Source organism: Caballeronia sp. LjRoot31, assembly GCF_964253885.1.
GTDB lineage: Bacteria > Pseudomonadota > Gammaproteobacteria > Burkholderiales > Burkholderiaceae > Caballeronia.
The window spans coordinates 427756-443859 of sequence record NZ_CAXURX020000002.1 but is presented as its reverse complement, the minus strand read 5'-3'; the positions used below and the strand labels follow the sequence as shown (position 1 = coordinate 443859).

General features: G+C 60.7%; 18 protein-coding genes. 8 read left to right on the top strand and 10 right to left on the bottom strand.

The window, feature by feature from the left end; genetic code table 11:
* Positions 1 to 67: 67 nt before the first annotated feature.
* The 5 genes from ACSQ8V_RS20335 to ACSQ8V_RS20315 form a co-directional block, all read right to left on the bottom strand.
* Entirely contained in the window at positions 68 to 1027 is a 960-nt protein-coding gene (locus ACSQ8V_RS20335) for a 3-hydroxyacyl-CoA dehydrogenase (protein WP_436206938.1), read from the bottom strand.
* 1 nt (position 1028) lies between these two features.
* Entirely contained in the window at positions 1029 to 1730 is a 702-nt protein-coding gene (locus tag ACSQ8V_RS20330) for an SDR family oxidoreductase (protein ID WP_213767979.1), read from the bottom strand.
* Positions 1731 to 1748: 18 nt separating this feature from the next.
* Complete coding sequence (locus ACSQ8V_RS20325) at positions 1749 to 2807, bottom strand: cyclase family protein (RefSeq protein WP_213767978.1); 1059 nt, start codon at positions 2805 to 2807, stop codon at positions 1749 to 1751.
* Positions 2808 to 2864: 57 nt separating this feature from the next.
* On the bottom strand, positions 2865 to 3608 hold the full coding sequence (locus ACSQ8V_RS20320) for an IclR family transcriptional regulator (RefSeq protein ID WP_213767977.1): 744 nt from the start codon (positions 3606 to 3608) through the stop codon (positions 2865 to 2867).
* A 422-nt stretch (positions 3609 to 4030) separates the two neighbouring features.
* Positions 4031 to 5164, bottom strand: a complete 1134-nt coding sequence (locus tag ACSQ8V_RS20315) for an acyl-CoA dehydrogenase family protein (RefSeq protein WP_436207972.1) — start codon at positions 5162 to 5164, stop codon at positions 4031 to 4033.
* Positions 5165 to 5392: 228 nt separating this feature from the next.
* Here ACSQ8V_RS20315 and ACSQ8V_RS20310 point away from each other — a divergent pair, with 228 nt between their 5' ends.
* Both ACSQ8V_RS20310 and ACSQ8V_RS20305 read left to right on the top strand, forming a co-directional pair.
* Complete coding sequence (locus ACSQ8V_RS20310) at positions 5393 to 6466, top strand: AraC family transcriptional regulator (protein ID WP_436206937.1); 1074 nt, start codon at positions 5393 to 5395, stop codon at positions 6464 to 6466.
* Positions 6467 to 6528: 62 nt separating this feature from the next.
* A complete protein-coding gene (locus ACSQ8V_RS20305) occupies positions 6529 to 6726 on the top strand; it encodes a hypothetical protein (RefSeq protein ID WP_213767975.1) in 198 nt (65 codons plus the stop codon).
* A 6-nt stretch (positions 6727 to 6732) separates the two neighbouring features.
* Here ACSQ8V_RS20305 and ACSQ8V_RS20300 read toward each other — a convergent pair whose 3' ends face one another.
* Positions 6733 to 7389 (bottom strand): hypothetical protein, encoded by a 657-nt coding sequence (locus tag ACSQ8V_RS20300; protein WP_436206936.1) that lies wholly within the window; start codon positions 7387 to 7389, stop codon positions 6733 to 6735.
* A 468-nt stretch (positions 7390 to 7857) separates the two neighbouring features.
* Between ACSQ8V_RS20300 and ACSQ8V_RS20295 the strand changes: the two genes are divergently transcribed.
* The 3 genes from ACSQ8V_RS20295 to ACSQ8V_RS20285 all read left to right on the top strand — a co-directional run bounded on the left by ACSQ8V_RS20295 (position 7858) and on the right by ACSQ8V_RS20285 (position 10798).
* The gene (locus ACSQ8V_RS20295) at positions 7858 to 8115 is read left to right on the top strand and encodes a helix-turn-helix domain-containing protein (RefSeq protein WP_436206935.1); all 258 of its coding nucleotides are present in this window, start codon (positions 7858 to 7860) and stop codon (positions 8113 to 8115) included.
* A complete protein-coding gene (locus ACSQ8V_RS20290; RefSeq protein ID WP_436206934.1) occupies positions 8115 to 9467 on the top strand; it encodes a type II toxin-antitoxin system HipA family toxin in 1353 nt (450 codons plus the stop codon). The genes ACSQ8V_RS20295 and ACSQ8V_RS20290 overlap by 1 nt, the downstream gene beginning before the upstream one ends.
* Before the next feature lie 299 nt (positions 9468 to 9766).
* Positions 9767 to 10798, top strand: coding sequence for a DUF2891 domain-containing protein (locus ACSQ8V_RS20285; protein ID WP_436206933.1), 1032 nt, complete (start codon positions 9767 to 9769; stop codon positions 10796 to 10798).
* A 36-nt stretch (positions 10799 to 10834) separates the two neighbouring features.
* Here the strand turns inward: ACSQ8V_RS20285 and ACSQ8V_RS20280 are convergent, their stop codons facing one another.
* Together ACSQ8V_RS20280 and ACSQ8V_RS20275 are read right to left on the bottom strand one after the other, a co-directional pair.
* Positions 10835 to 11155 carry a YnfA family protein gene (locus ACSQ8V_RS20280; RefSeq protein ID WP_213767970.1) on the bottom strand — a complete coding sequence of 107 codons (321 nt, stop codon included), beginning with the start codon at positions 11153 to 11155 and terminating at the stop codon, positions 10835 to 10837.
* A gap of 60 nt (positions 11156 to 11215) precedes the next feature.
* The gene (locus ACSQ8V_RS20275; RefSeq protein WP_436206932.1) at positions 11216 to 12295 is read right to left on the bottom strand and encodes an alpha/beta fold hydrolase; all 1080 of its coding nucleotides are present in this window, start codon (positions 12293 to 12295) and stop codon (positions 11216 to 11218) included.
* A 240-nt stretch (positions 12296 to 12535) separates the two neighbouring features.
* Between ACSQ8V_RS20275 and ACSQ8V_RS20270 the strand changes: the two genes are divergently transcribed.
* From ACSQ8V_RS20270 to ACSQ8V_RS20260, 3 genes are read left to right on the top strand one after another with little or no spacing between them, the layout of a single operon-like run.
* Positions 12536 to 13318, top strand: a complete 783-nt coding sequence (locus ACSQ8V_RS20270; protein WP_213767969.1) for a DNA/RNA non-specific endonuclease — start codon at positions 12536 to 12538, stop codon at positions 13316 to 13318.
* The gene (locus tag ACSQ8V_RS20265) at positions 13311 to 13571 is read left to right on the top strand and encodes a hypothetical protein (protein WP_213767968.1); all 261 of its coding nucleotides are present in this window, start codon (positions 13311 to 13313) and stop codon (positions 13569 to 13571) included. Before ACSQ8V_RS20270 ends, ACSQ8V_RS20265 begins: the two co-directional genes overlap by 8 nt.
* A gap of 29 nt (positions 13572 to 13600) precedes the next feature.
* Positions 13601 to 14104 (top strand): methylated-DNA--[protein]-cysteine S-methyltransferase, encoded by a 504-nt coding sequence (locus ACSQ8V_RS20260; protein WP_213767967.1) that lies wholly within the window; start codon positions 13601 to 13603, stop codon positions 14102 to 14104.
* Between the two features lie 123 nt (positions 14105 to 14227).
* Here the strand turns inward: ACSQ8V_RS20260 and ACSQ8V_RS20255 are convergent, their stop codons facing one another.
* Positions 14228 to 14935, bottom strand: a complete 708-nt coding sequence (locus ACSQ8V_RS20255; protein ID WP_436183404.1) for an OmpA family protein — start codon at positions 14933 to 14935, stop codon at positions 14228 to 14230.
* 402 nt (positions 14936 to 15337) lie between these two features.
* A complete protein-coding gene (locus ACSQ8V_RS20250; RefSeq protein WP_436206931.1) occupies positions 15338 to 16039 on the bottom strand; it encodes a DUF2968 domain-containing protein in 702 nt (233 codons plus the stop codon).
* Between the last annotated feature and the right edge of the window lie 65 nt (positions 16040 to 16104).

Genomic DNA, 16104 nt, shown 5'->3' with positions numbered 1-16104 from the left:
TCGTATTATTTAGTTAAGCAAAATTTAAAGTCACGTTCTCGCCGCAAAGAGGCCGGTGGCTCGGCTCTCAGGAATCGTTGTCTGAAGCCACCAACCGCCGGTGGCGGGCCAGCGCCATTAATGCGCGGTCGCGCCATGCCACGCGTTCTTCCCATTGTTCAAGCGGCACCGCCGCGCGTCTTGCCGCAGCCACCTTCTCGACCAGCTCCGGTGTCCACGGATCGTGCTGGCCGCGTTCCGCGCCCATCCGTTCGTATGCAGGCCCCATCTTCTGCGCGTGCGAACTGATGCCGCCGCGCGTATTCAGGTCCACCGTTTCGAATGGTCCAATCACGGACCACCGCAAGCCGAGGCCGTCACGCATGACCGTGTCGATGTCCTCGACGGTCGCAACGCCGTCGCGGACCAGGCAATACGCTTCGCGCAGCACTGCGCCCTGCAATCGGTTGAAGACGAACCCCTCGACTTCTTTCGATACCAGCACGGGTTGCAGGCCGGCATCGCGGAAAAGCTGCAGCGTGCGTGTCGTGACGTCAGGCGCGGTAAAAGGCGCGGGCACAATCTCGATCACGGGAATCAAGTAGGGTGGATTGCCCGGATGCGCAATCAGGCAACGATGCCTGCCGGCCAAGTCATCAACAAAGCTTGATGCCGTCAGAGCCGATGAAGCGCTGGCGAAGATCGCCTTCGCGGGCGCGGCAGCATCGAGTTGCGCAAACAGCGCACGCTTGATGTCCACCCGCTCGGGTGCGCACTCCTGCACGAAATCCGCGTCGGCAACCGCTATTTCTATGGACGCTGCCATCTGGACCCGCGCCGCCACCGTGTCAGCGGCCTCGTCGAGCAATCCAAAACGCGCTAGTTCATTCAGGCGCTGCCCGATCTCTCCCGGTGCAGCATCGCGGCGCGACACCTCTGGATCGAACAGGCGCACGGGCCATCCCGCGCGCGCAAACACCACGGCGAACGCAACGCCAATGCTCCCCGCCCCCACGATCGCCACACGCCGGATATCAGCCATGCTCATCTCAGACTCCCGCCACGCCGACCGTCATTCCGCCACATACATAGAGCACCTGGCCGGTGACAAAACCGCTGCGGGCATCGAGGAAATAGGACACGGCATGCGCGATATCTTCCGGCGTGCCCACGCGTTTCACCGGCACGCTTTCCACAATCGCCCGCGTACGGGGACTGTCCGGCGGGTTCGCGCGATCGAAGAGCTCAGTGCGGATCGGGCCAGGGCCAATCGCGTTCGCCGTGATGCCATGACGGCCGAGTTCGAGGGCCCATACGCGTGTCATGCCGATCAACGCGGCCTTGGTCGCCGAGTACGCAGTGCGTAGTTCCTTGCCCAGCGCCGCGCGCGAAGACATGTTCACGATACGGCCAAAACCCGCGGCCTGCATGCCCGGCAGCAGCGCCTGCATGCACTGCATGGCGCAACGCACGTTCAGGGACCACGCGAGCTCGAGTTCTTCGAGACTTTGCTCACCTGCGCCGGCCGGTACCACCACGCCGACATTGTTGACCAACCGCGTGATCGGGCCTCCCGCGAGCGCCTGATCGAGTGCCTTCGCCGTTGCTTCGGTATCCGAAAGATCAGCGATAAACCCGCTGCCCACCCGGTCAATCACAACGGCTTCGAAGCCGTCTGCTTCACAGCGTTCGGCGCAGGCCGCACCGATTCCGGCCGCGCCGCCGGTAATCAAAACTCGTTCTCGTGTCATATCGTGTGCTTTATGAAATCAGACGGTTGCGATCGGCGTCACGGGCGAACCCATTGCGCCCGGCAGACGCAGCGGCGGTGCCGTGAGCATGAAGTGTGAACGAGCGTTGGCACGCAACCATGCCGCCAGATCGCGCAAATACCAGAGCTCGCCGAGCGGTAAGCCGAGCTTGAACAAACAATGATGATGCAGCGGCATCAGCGGATAGTGACCTTCCGCCGGACGCGCCGGATAACGTTCGACCGCATAGTTGTCCGCCACCAGCGCGGCAATGCCCGAATCGGTCAGCCACTGCAACAGCCGCTGGTCGCGGCCGTCGAGTGCGCAGCACTGACTGTTGAGCACGGCTTCATCGGGATGACGGTTCATTTCCAGCACCAGTTCAGCGAACCCGGTGCGCAGCAGCAGCATATCGCCGCGATCGATCTGTACCTTGTCTGCGTCAATGGCGAACATCAGGTCGTCGTAACCCACGGTACGATGCTCGCGCCCGTAATGCGCCACGAGATCGACAAGAACGCCGCGTCCCTGCATGCCCTTCACTGCGAGATTTTCGATACCGAGCGCTTCTGCGTGGCTATGTTCGTTACCACAGACGTGCGGCGCAAACGCGTCGTCGCGACGGTATTCCATTGGCCCGACTATGTCCGTGTTCGCCTTGTAGCCGTTGTAGTAGACGCTTTCCGCCACGCCGTCGCCGTCGGCGTCGAAGAGCGCGCCCACATGCGCAAGCGAGTCCCATTGGGTGGAATATTGCAGGCTCATCAGAACTTGATCGTCGCTGACCACGTCGGTCGCCTGCTCCTCCAGGCGCGCGAACGGAAAGTTCACATAGGACAGGCCATCCTTGGTCGTGGGCCGCAAAACCGGAGGATGGCGACGCACATTCAGCTTGCTGTCGCCCGGATAATCGAGCGGCAGCGACAGGCAGAAACTCAGGCCCGCACGAATCTCGCGCGCACCTTTCAGCACTTGTTCCGTGGTGATCAGGTTCGGTCGTCCGAGTTGATCGTCTGGGCCGAAATCGCCCCAGTTTGAACCGTCAGGCCGGTTCTTCCAGCGCCTCTGATCCTGCATGTTCTTCTCCTTGCACGACGTCTTGAGCCGTCGGCGCGACCAACATCATCACAGCCGCTAGCCGATCAACGTCTGCGGTATCCGGTCGAAAATATCGAGGAGCGCCGTGACCGCGTGCTCCTGGTTCTTCAGCAAGCGCGCCTTCGGGCCGCCGATAACAAGCGCGAACGCTTCACCGTGGATCGAGAATCCCTTCGCAAGGCCTGCAACGTCCTCGACGTTCTCTCCGGTCGAACGATGCCAGCCAAGCGTCACGCCCTGCTCCACTTCAACCTCCAGCGCCGCGCGATCGATCACCGAACCGTCCGTCGATGCGCTCAGCGGCTCGCAATTGTCGAGCAGGCGCCGGCGTGCATCCACCGGCAACGCGCCGAGCAGCGCCTTGCCTGCCGCGCTGGCGTGGACGTACATGAAGCCGCCAGGTTCGTCGCTGTAGCGAATCTTCTGGCGTGATTCCATGACGTCCAGATAGACCACCCGAGTGCCCGCGAGCGTCGCGAGCGCAGCTGTTTCGCCCGTCGCGTCACGCAACGCTGTCAGCAACGGCTGGAACAGCAGCGTCAGCGGGTCCTCGCTGCAAATGTCGCGGGCGACATGCAACAAGCGCTGCGTCGGGTAATAACCTGCTTTTACGCCCGGCGCGTAGAGATAACCCTTCGCCACCATCGTCTGCAAAAGCGCATGACAACTCGACAAAGGGATTTCGGTTCGACGCGCAATCTCGCTGTAGATCATCGGCTGCCGGACTTCGGCAAACAGGTTGATCACGTCAAAGACGCGCACTGCAGTTTTCACATCCATGACAACATTATCGGTATATCGATAACTTCAACGCAAGAGGTTTGGGGTATACACCTATGAATGTGCCCCTGCTCACCGCCTTCTGGTCTGAACAATTCCGGACGAAACCTGAAGAAATCAGCCGCCGACTGTCACGAGAAACAGATTGCCTCTTTCATTGCACGAGCGATTGTTAAATAGATAGCTATCCTTATAAATATCCTCGTTCTGGATTTGATCATCGACTCCCCGGGCATTCGTTTTCTTTCCAGGATCGAAATACGACGACCGGTGAGAACCTGCAGGATGCGAGCGGTGAGCCTATCCGGGAGCAATAAAAAGCGGCGAAGCCTTCATACAAGGCTTCGCCGCTTTCGAACCGTCCGAACTGACCGCGTCAATCAGCGTGGTTTAGACATCGTCACACTGAATCTCCGTGCACTCTAAAGCTGCCGCGCGATCACCATGCGCTGCACTTCGCTCGTGCCTTCGTAGATCTGCGTGATGCGAGCATCGCGATAATGACGCTCGACCGGATAGTCTTCCAGATACCCATAACCGCCGTGAATCTGGATAGCCTGCGAGCAAACCCGCTCCGCCATCTCCGATGCAAACAGCTTCGCCTGCGACGCTTCGCTCAGGCACGGCAAACCTTCGGTGCGCATGCGCGCGGCGTGCAACACAAGCAGACGCGCCGCGTTCAGGCTGGTCTGCATATCGGCGAGAAGGTTGGCTACCGACTGATGCTCCTTGATCGGCTTGCCGAACTGCACGCGCTCATGCGAATAAGTGCGCGCCGCGTCGAAGGCCGCACGCGCAATGCCCACCGCCTGCGCGGCGATACCAATCCGCCCACCCTCCAGATTAGCCAACGCGATCTTCAACCCTTCGCCGCGCGCGCCCAGCAGGTTGGCCGCAGGAATCGTACAGTCCTCGAGTGAAATCGGGCAGGTGTCCGAGGCGCGGATGCCCATCTTGTGCTCGGGTCGCCCGACGTTAAAGCCCGGTGTATTCGTCGGTACGATGAATGCCGACAAACCCTTTTTCCCAAGCTCCGGATCGGTAACGGCGAACACGATCGCCATGCCCGCGCGCGCGCCGTTCGTCGTGAACTGCTTCGCGCCGGAAAGCACCCACTGGCCGTCGCGTTCGATAGCGCGCGTCTTCAAATTATTAGCCTCCGATCCGGCTTGCGGCTCGGTCAGGCAAAACGCGCCGATCATCTCGCCGGTTGCCAGTTTCGGCAGATATTCAGCTTTTTGCGCTTCAGTGCCGAACGCCAGAATCGGTCCGCAGCCGACAGAATTGTGCACGGCCATCAGCGTGGAACACGAGGCACAACCCGCGGCGATTTCTTCGATAGCCAACGCATAGGCCACGTAATCAGTGAACGTACCGCCCCACTCCGCGGGCACGATCATGCCAAGCAAGCCGAGCTCGCCGAGTTGCCGCACCACTTCGTCCGGCAAAGCGGCATCGCGGTCCCACTGGCCCGCGTGCGGCGCCAGCACTTCGGTGGCGAAGTCGCGCGCGGCGTCACGGATCATGCGTTGGTCATCGGTCAGGAAGCTGTCGATCATGATGGTCTGGCTCGTGTGAAATACAGGGGAACGCACTGGGCTTACACTGCTGCGCTTAGGCGTGAAGCGAATGGCAAATTGCCTCACGCCAGATTCTAGGCGCGACGCGCCCGTCTGCCGATGCCTGAAACGATCAAGCTTCCTGAGCGAATGCGCCACCTAGTGACTACCCCAACGACTACCCCAACACCGAAAAACCCGCATGTTCAACGGCCCCGGCCGGCCGTGACCGCGGCTCCGCCCGCTCCCAGGACGCCGCGTGGCCAAGGCAACGAACGCGGGACCATAGCGGGAGATTTCGTCGAAGAAGCACTGCGGTGCGCCGAGCGTCGTGGCGTGGCACGCGTCGCGTTACTGGAGCGAGCGGGCATCAACCCCGCCACGCTCGCAGCACCGCTCGCCCGTGTATCGGCGGCGCAATACGGCCGCTTGTGGAGCGCCGTCGCAGATGTGCTCGACGACGAATTCTTCGGCCAGGACAGCCATCCGATGCGCCGTGGCAGCTTCGCGCTGCTTTGTCATGCGGCGCTGGGTTCGCGCGACGCTGGGCAGGCGCTGACCCGCATCGCGGGTTTCCTGCGGCTCGTGCTGGACGACCTGCGATGCGAAATCGACACCGGCCCCACGCGCGTAAGAATTCGCCTCGTCGACACCGGTATTGAAACCCGCTCACCCCGCCCGATGTTCGCTTACGCAACCGCGTTCATCATGATCTATGGTTTGTTGTGCTGGCTGGCCGGCCGTCGCATTCCGGTGCTGGCCGCGCATCTGCGCTGCCCGGAACCGGCGGCAGCCGCCGAATACCGGCTGATGTTCTGCGACGCAATGTTCTTCGACCAGCCCGCGTCGTATGTCGATCTCGCGCCGGACTGCGTCATGTTGCCAGTTGTTCAGACGGCCGCCACGCTGAAGGTTTTCCTACGCGAGGCGCCGGCCAATTTCATCGTGAAATATCGCAATCCCGATTCGCTCGCCGCGCGGATTCGCCGCAAATTGCGGTCGGCGCCGCCCATCGACTGGCCGGATAGCGAAGGCATTGCGGCGGCGCTGAACATGGCCGAAGCCACGTTGAGACGCCGCCTGAAACAAGAGGGCGAGACCTATCAGTCGATCCGCGATGCGTTGCGGCGCGATCTCGCCATCGCGCGGCTCGCCGACACGACGCAGACTATCGGGGAAATCGCGCATGCGCTCGGGTTCGCAGAACCCAGCGCATTTCATCGCGCATTCAGGAAGTGGACGGGGGTGCGGCCAGCGGCGTATCGCGGCATGCGTACCGGCGTCGACGCCGGTGCATGACAACGCGCGCACCGTCGCGCTGCTATAGTGAAAACCTGCCGGTCCATTGAAGGAGCGTTGCCATGCCGCAAGCGAAAACACCACCGCACAGCAAGCCGGAAGCGCCGGTAGACGCAAATCATCGCGAGGCCGCCCTGGACGAAGCGCTGGACGAGAGTTTTCCCGCAAGTGATCCGGTCGCGATCTCGGTCGACCATGAACCTGCGCCCGAGCCGAAGCCTCGCAACGATCACGACAGCCACGGCAAGCGGACGCGTTAGCCCGCTCTAGTCGTCGAGACCGGTCAGTAGCAGGGCCAGCTTCTCCACATGCTGCATCAGCATTGCCCGGTGTTTGTCGATCTGCTCGATCCGTCCGGCAAGATCGGCCTTCACCGGGTCGTCCAGTTTTCCCGACACGCGCAAATCCTCCGCCTTCGCATTGATGCCATCGAGCTGGACCATCGAAAGCTGTCGCTCCACGCGGCGCAGGTCGGCCAATAACAGGTCGCGGTTGCGCCGGAACATCTGGTCCCGCCGATGCGTCTCCACTTGCTGGAGCGCCTGGTCGGCGATGCGCCGGGTCGCCTCCATCTGAGAGAGGAGCGGCTCCGGCCCACGCAGGACGGGCCGCTTGGGCGCCGGGTGCGCATTGCCGCGAAAAACGGCAGCGGGCGTTTCCTCATCCATTGCGCGCTGGGTCTCGGGCGGAATGTCGCGCTGGTCGCGGCGCTCGTCCAGCCAGCGCGGCGGCAAGCCGGTGACGGTTTCCACCCCGCGCACGAACTCCTCACTGAAATCACGCCTTCCGGCCAGGATCAGTTTCATGTACGACGGGGAAAAACTCATCATGCGGGCAATCCTCGCGCCGCCAGCCGGCGAGCCTGCAAGCACATTCAGGTTGGCTTGCCACACGAGGTACAGCGTTTCATCGAAATCTTCCATGGGCTAGTCTCCAAGCAGACGGACTCGCAAACGCCGCGCAGCGGGCCACATGCGCTTGACGCTTAGGTCCTGGCGAGCCCGTCATCACGGCGACGAGCCGGATCGTGATCAGGGGCGTCGCCTAGGTGGGCATCTGACCGCAATCTTACCGTTATCTCAATAATGCGCGTTTTGTCTATGCAGGCGGTAAAAACCCGCAGAATCGACACAAAACGCGTGGTTTAAGGGCAACCCCGCGTGAAAAGAAGTGCGCGGAATTGAGGACTCAGGAAGCGGAAGCTAGATCCACTCAGTCTGCTCAACACTCGGCATCGTGCGATGTCGGAGCGGCTTGTGAAAAATATCTCTCACACGAATAAATGACAATTATGCGTGTGACAGATAATTGCCGAATATCTGCCACACAAATAATTGACAAATATCTGTCAAACGAATAAATTGCGTTTATTCGTGTGAGAGATAATTGTCATGCAACAGACCATCGCAACGCCTTATCAGATGGGTCAGATTCTCGCGGCCGGCCGCCGGCGCGCGGGCCTCACCCAAGCCGAAGCGGCCGCGAGGCTTGGCATCAGCCAAAGTCGCATATCAACGCTCGAGACCGATTCCGGCGCGCTGACACTCAATCAGTTGCTGACGCTTTTTGGTGCATACGAGCTGCAACTCCTGGTTCTGGACAAGGATTCCTCTGCTCCATCCTCCCCCGCGCCTGCGCTGGAGTGGTAATGGCAGGACGCAAGCCACATTCCCGAGCGCTGTCGGTATGGGTCAACGGCGTACGGATGGGCATCTGGCGCATCCCCACTCGCGGCCCGATGGAACTCGCCTACGACCCTGAGTGGGCCGCCTCCGACATTGGCCGCCCCCTTTCGCTGTCGCTCCCCATCCCGCTCGATAACGCCCCGCTCAAAGGCGAGCGCGTACTTAACTACTTCGACAACCTGCTGCCGGACAGCGAAGTCATTCGAAAGCGAATCGGCCAGCGATTCCGGACGGATACGCTAGATGCATTTGATCTGTTGCAGGCCATTGGCCGGGACTGCGTCGGCGCGGTCCAGCTTTTGGGCATCGACGAGCAGCCCACCGGTGTCGAACAGATCGATGGCACCCCGCTCAGTGAAAGGGAAATCGAGACTCTTCTGAACCAGACTGCGGGCAGCGGCACTTTTGGCCCCCAGGACGACGAAGACGACTTCCGGATTTCCCTCGCCGGCGCGCAGGAAAAGACGGCGCTTCTCTGGCACGAAGGCCAGTGGATGAAACCCCACGGCGCCACGCCTACCACGCATATCCTGAAGCTTCCGCTCGGCCTGGTAGGCAACCGGCGCGCGGACCTCACCACATCGGTGGAAAACGAATGGCTGTGCATGCATCTCCTGCAGGCCTATGGCGTACCGGTCGCTGAAACGGAGATCAAGACCTTCGGCAAGCAACGCGTGCTGAACGTAAAACGCTTCGACCGCCAGATGCACTCAAGCGGCAAGTGGATCTTGAGGTTGCCGCAAGAGGACTTTTGCCAGGTGATGGGGCTGCCCTCGCATAAGAAGTATGAGAACGAAGGCGGCCCGGGCGTGATCGATCTGGCGCAAGTGCTCCAGCAGTCCGAGACGGCTAGGAAGGACGTTGAAACGCTGCTGACCACGCAGATCCTCTTCTGGCTGCTGGCGGCCCCGGACGGGCACGCGAAGAACTTCAGCATCCGGCTTCTCGCGGGCGGACGATATCGACTGACTCCGCTTTATGACGTCATGTCCATCTGGCCGGTCGAGGGGAAGGGAGCGAACCAGTGGTCGTGGTTCAGGGCCCGGCTTGCCATGGCTGTGTCGGGCAAGAACCGCCACTACGCTTTTCGCGATATCCAGCGCCGCCACTTCAACGCAATGGCGCCGCGATGCTCGTATGGACAGGATGCGGAGCCGATCATCGAGCGGCTGATTGCACAGACGCCCGGTGTTATCGAGCGTGTGTCGGCTGAGCTGCCGCAGGGTTTTCCGGCCAAGGTCGCGGACCGTATCTTCGAGGGACTGCGCAGAACCGTGGCCGCACTCGACGCGATGCCAGCCAGGTTAGTTGCCTGAGCGTTCCAACGAAGCCCACCGCACATCGGTGAACAAGTTTTTGTCAGAAAACGAATTGAGCGAAATTTCGCAAAACCTTTTTCAGCTTTGAATTCCCATTGGATCAACGGTTTGCAGCCAATGGGAAGCATGAAACGTTCAGAACGAACCTTACAATTTTCAAAATTGAAAGAATTTATTCATTACCCTAAGTAACCGAAAACAGTGCCCTGGCACCGTGTTGCGGCTCTCCATTCATGCGGCCCCTGAGCCGAAGTCTTTGCCATAATTGCGGACGCCTGGTTTTTCTGGAGAACCGCATGAACCCGCAGTCCCATCAAACGCAGCACACGCTCGATGCCGCCCTGGCATCGAAATTCGCCCGGCTCGCACTTGGCCACCTCACCCGCGAATACCCGAACAAGCTCGACCACGTGATGGGCAGCGCCGCCGATGCACAAGGCCCACGCGCCCTCCATCCGATCTTCTACGGCAGCTTCGACTGGCACTCGTGCGTGCACGGCTACTGGCTGATCGCGCGGCTTGTCGACCGCTTCCCCGCGTTGCCGGAAGCACCGGAAATTCGCGCGTTGATCGACTCGCATTTCACCGATACCAACGTCGCCGCCGAAGTCGCGTACTTGCAGCGTCCGGAGGCACGTGGTTTCGAGCGTCCGTACGGCTGGGCGTGGCTGCTCTCGCTTGCTGGCCAGCTTCACTCGATGCAGTCAACGGAAGGCCAACGCTGGTCCGTGGCATTGGCGCCGCTCGCGCACGCGTTTGTCGAACGTTTCACGGAGTACCTGCCGAAATTGACGTATCCGCTGCGAGTGGGCACGCATTTCAATACGGCGTTCGCGCTGACGCTGGCTATCGGTTACGCGCGTCAGGTGGGTGACACGGCGTTCGAAACGCTGATCGCCGATACCGCGCGCCGCTGGTATCTGAACGATGCGGGTTGTCAGGCGTGGGAACCGGGCGGCGATGAGTTTTTATCGTCGTCGCTGATGGAGGCTGAATTGATGCACCGAGTGTTGCCCGCAGCCGAATTCGCCGGCTGGTTCGATCGCTTCCTGCCCCGCTTGAGCGAGAGCGAACCCGCGACGTTGTTCGTGCCGGCCACCGTGACCGATCGCAGCGACGGCAAGCTCGCCCACCTCGACGGCCTGAATCTCAGCCGCGCGTGGTGCCAGCGTTCACTCGCACGTGGGCTGCCGGCGGGCGACGTGCGTATCGGCTTGCTTGACGCCACAGCGAACGCTCACCTTGCAGAAGGCCTGGCGCATGTGGCGGGTGACTACATGGGCGAGCACTGGCTCGCGACGTTTGCGTTGCTGGCGCTGGAGGCCTGACCGGTTCGACGCCTAGCGTCGCTCCGGCCTGCGATCTCACCCGCGCGGCTGAAACGCGATCACGCTCATGCCGGCCAGCGCGATCGCGACGCCGGCAAGATCCCAGCTTGTCGGGCGAATCCGTTCGACGATCCATAGCCACATGATCGCCACGGCGATATACACGCCGCCGTACGCGGCATACACGCGGCCGGCGGCGCTGGCATGCAGGGTGAGCAACCATGCGAAGAGTGCGAGCGCCAGCGCACCGGGGATGAGAAGCCAGGGCGAACCGCCCTCCTTCAACCATCGGTAAGGGAAATAGCAGCCCACTATCTCGGCGATGGCGGTCACGACATACAGCAGGAACGTCTTCATGGTTTCATGTGCACGAGGGATTGACCGGTGGTTTCTATAAGCGGTTCTATCAGCACCCGCTCAATTGCCATTCTCACCAAGCGCCGCCAGCCCGGCGAGCAACGCCTGATGAAACGCGCGCGGGTCCTGCATCTGTGGCGCATGCCCCAACTCCGCAAACTCGACCAGCTTCGCACCGGGAATCGCCTCCACCGCGCGTTTAGCCAGCTCCGGATAACGCCCGAGCGTCGGCCGGATCTCCGGCGGCGCGAGATCCTTGCCAATCGCGGTTGTGTCCTTATCGCCGATCAGCAATAACGTCGGCGTCCTGATCTGCCCGAATTCATACACGACCGGCTGCGTGTAAATCATGTCGTAGAGCAAGGCCGAATTCCAGGCGACAACGTCCTTGCCCGGCCCGCGATACATTCCCGCCAGCATCTGCACCCACGGCTCGTAACGTGCGTCCCAGTGACCTGCGTAATACGTGGCTTGCTCGTATTTGCGAATGCTGTCTGCGCTGGTCTTCAACTCGCGCGCGTACCAGTCATCGATCGAAATGGACGGTACGCCCTTCGCCTTCCAGTCCTCCAGCCCGATCGGATTCACCAGCACAAGCTGCTCGGTCTCTTGCGGATACATCAACGCATATCGCACCGCAATCATGCCGCCCGTGGAATGCGCGACGAGCGTCGCCTTCTTTACGCCAAGCGCCGCAAGCAACGCGTGCGTATTGCGCGCCAGTTGCTGGAACGTGTACTGATACCGCACCGGCTTGGTCGATTTGCAAAAGCCGATCTGGTCCGGCGCAATCACGCGATACCCCGCTTCGGTGAGCACGTCGATGCTCTCCTTCCACGTCGCCGCGCAAAAGTTCTTGCCGTGCAGGAGGACGACGGTCCGTCCGTTAGGACGCTTGGGCGCGACGTCCATATACGCCATGCGTACGATTTGCCGCTGCGATGAAATCGCGAACCGGCCGACCGGATATGGATAGTCGAAGCCCTGGAGTTCGGGGCCGTACGCAGGCCCGTCGTTGTCGGACGGTGCCGGAGATGAAGCGACCGATGGCGAGGACGCGGGCTCATCGGCGAAAGCGGGCGATGCAATCGATACGGCTAAAGCTAAAACAGCACAAAGCATGCGGCTAATCGAAGTCATGGGCGCGGAAGCTCGCAAATGGAAAACAAGGGAAAAATCAGCAAAGTCGGATGGGACCGTCGCGGCCCCACGATGCACGCATGCGCGCGGCGACGGCGGGGGAATTTTATCGCGTGCGCGTTTTGCGTGTCTTGGCCGCCGACAGCATGGATACCGTCGATACCACCGATCTCATCGTCGCGTGATGGTCCCCAGCGCCTTATACTCCCGCCTCGACGAAACCCAACTCCCGCACGCCGCATGAAAATCCGCTTCACGCTTTTTGCACCGTATGTTGCACCATTACTGGCCGCGCTCGGCGCTACCTTGTCCCTCAACGCCTTCGCGGCCAACGACTGTTCCCAGTTCAGCCCCGGTGGCCGCGCGCCCATTGTCGCCAATGCGAAGATGCGCGTCTCGACGCAGCAACTCTGTTACTCCGACTTCGCTGTCCTGCATTCCGGCGTGACACACGGGCCGTTGTGGTCGGCGGAACACTTGACGGCGGAGCACATGGACGATGCCCGCGACAACACCCGGACCAACCGTTTTTTCGTCGATAAAAAACTGCCGCCCGGCAACAGCGCCACGCTCTCGGACTACAAGAAGAGCGGCTACGATCGCGGCCACATGAGCCCGGCCGGTGATCGCTGGAATAAGCAAAGCATGGCGGAATCGTTTTCGCTCGCGAACGTCGTCCCGCAAAATCCATCGAACAACCGGCGCATCTGGTCGCGCATAGAACAGTCCGTGCGACGGCTGGTAGAGCAATCCGGCGATGCCTACGTGGTCACGGGGCCCCTGTTTTCCGGACGGCAGTTGCAGACTATTGGTGAGTCGCATGTGCTCGTGCCCACGCAATTGTATAAGGTAGTGTATCTACCGGGCCGCGACCTGGCGTTCGCCGTGGTGGTCGACAACACGCCGACGAACGAATACACGGTCAAGACGGTCCATGAACTTGAAGCCATGAGCGGGCTGCAATTTCCAGGCATTCCGGACACGCTGAAAGACCAACGCATTGGAGGACTGAAAGGTGTTTAAGCCATTTGCCAACGATACCGATACGCTCAACATCAACGGCGACGCACTCGTGATAGCCAACGACACCGCGCGCCTCTCCATTTCCGGCGACCTGGAAATTGCACGCGACAAGACCGGCTTGAGCACGGCGCTCGCGCTGCAAAAGGCGGTGAACGCTATCGTCGATGCCTTGCAGAATGACGCAGGCTTACCCGTGAAACTCGCCGATGAACCGCCAAAGCCAGCGGGCAAGACGGATAATCCGTTCATCTGAGTGTTAAGAAAATTGGCCGGAGACGTATCTTGAGCGAATGCCACATTGCACCGAGTCCGCTGGGCCACCTCGCGTATCGCGCGGAGGACGACTACCTGACGGGATTGTTCTTCGTCGGCCAGAAGCACTTCCCCGCCGGTCTCATCGATACGGGAACGCCGAAGTCACGCGCGATCATGGCGGCGAAGGAACAGGTCGCCGAGTACTTCGCCGGTGAGCGCACGGTGTTTTCCGTACCGTTGCGGCTCAATGGCACCGAGTTCCAGCAGCGTGTATGGGCGGCATTGCAAGAGATCCCGTTCGGCACCTCCTGGACCTATGGAGATCTTGCGCGCCGGATGGGCGTGGCCGCGGGGGCGTCGCGAGCCGTGGGCGGAGCGAACGGGCGCAATCCCGTGGGGATCATCGTGCCGTGTCATCGCGTGATAGGCGCCGATGGAGAGCTGACCGGCTACGCGGGCGGCGTCGAGCGCAAGCAACATCTGCTGACCCTTGAAGGCGGCCCGGGACGCGCGCAACTCACCTTGTTCTGAAACGCAACCGATAGATCGAATATGGGCATCAAAAAAACCCCCGCAGGCGCAACGCGCCTGCGGGGGTTTTACGCTTCTGGACGCCTGGAAACAGCGTCCGGGGCGTTGAAACAGCTACACCGATTATTGCTGCGTGCTGACGCGAATTTCGACGCGGCGATTCTTTGCACGGCCAGCGACGGTCGAGTTCGATGCGACCGGATTCGCCGCGCCAAACCCTTGCGCCGTGTAGTTTTGCGAACGCAGGCCATGGCTCTTCAAATACTGCATCACCGATTCCGCACGGCGTTGCGACAACTGACGGTTATGCGTTGCAGAACCCGTCGAATCCGTGTAGCCCGCCACTGCGACCTGGCGCAACGTCACGCCTTGGGCAGCAGACACGAACTCGTCGAGCGTGTTGCTCGCCTTTTCCGTCAGCGTGGCGCTGTCGGTAGCGAAATTCGCGTCGCCGCTCAAATCGATCTGGCGGGGCATTTCCGGCGCGGCCTGCGGCACCGGAGCCGGTGCGGGCGCCGGTGCGACTTCCGGCTGCGCGGGCGCGCCACACTGGAACGTCAGGATACGCGGATCGGCCGCGTCTTCAGACGGGGCGGCACGCAGGCGTTCCATGGTTTCGAGCTTGTACGCGGGCTTGTCGCCGCAAATTTTCTGCGCCTGCTTCACGCATGCTGCCACGCCTTCGAACAAACCATGACATTCAACGCGATAAACCTGCGCGCCATTGGCCGTCTGGATCTCGTTGGCGTTGAAAGTCGGGCCCGAAGCAGTAGAGCAGCCAGCGAGCGCGCCGATTGACAACAGACCTGCAGCGATTAGTTTATTGGACATCTTGTTTACCATTCTTAAATTGACGTGTGACTGAAATATCGAGACAAATGCGTACTGGATGGGCCATCAGACAGTTACCCGATTTTCACAGCCACCTTATTCGCCTCAAGCCTTCGACCTGGATCTTGAAAATGATCTGGAATCCGAAATCGCGCGGCATGTTAGCACGCAGAAACTAGCATTCCTAACTGGATAATTCCTAATTAATGAAACACTTTCGAGCGATTTCGGAAACAACCCATAAACGTGAACAATCAGAAAACTTTTGACGCATCATTACTGCGCGGGGAATGAAAAGCGGCCGCGAATGCGGCCGCTTTTTCACAGTTTGAAATGCGCTGCAAGCAATCGAAGCGCAGGCAGAAAAGGCAAGATAAGGAAGCCCGATCCGTCAGGCACGCTTCACTTTGGCAACGGCATCAGGTCGACATCCGACTGACGTTGAAGATCCTGAACCTTGGTTTGCAATGCACGCAATTGCGCTTGCGCGGCATCCTGTTGCGCCCGCAGCGAACGGATCGCTTCCTGTTGCTCGGCCTGCCGATCGGCGACCTGGCTTTGCTGCGCCCGGGCGACATCGAGGTCCGCCTGCAGACGATTCGCGCGCCCTTGTTGAACTGCGATCAGCCGGTCAGCAAAGTTCTTTTCGGCTTCGAGCTTGGTCCGGCGGATCTCGGTATCGGCGAGCGCCGCGCTGTTCTTGGCAAAGTCCGCATATATTGTTTCCGCACGCGAATCCACTTGAGTCTTGACCACGCGCCAGAATTTCTTTTGCTGAAACAATGCAATATAAAACGTCATTTCATCGGGGTAAAACAGCATGCTCGCGCCATAGCTGCCGTTATACGTGGTGCGCAATTCCGTCACCTTTCCGTCGCGAATCATTTGCTGCAGTTCCGCGATGTTGCCATTCACTGTTGCCTGCGGTTCGTCGGCCGCGCCGTTGGTCAGAAGACTGCGGCGCGCGCTTGAGTCCCCGAGTGCATCGGCCGCCGGGGCACTGCCTAGCATGGGCGCTGCGGGCCCGGCAGCACACGCTGCGCCGCACAGGACGAACCATGCCAAGACCAGTGCCCCGCCTCTCGTTGTAGTGTTGGAGTTCATGGAATTTCCGGGTTGAACGCAATTAAGAATGCGAAAGCACCGGAATTATGGCAGATAGAAAAGCT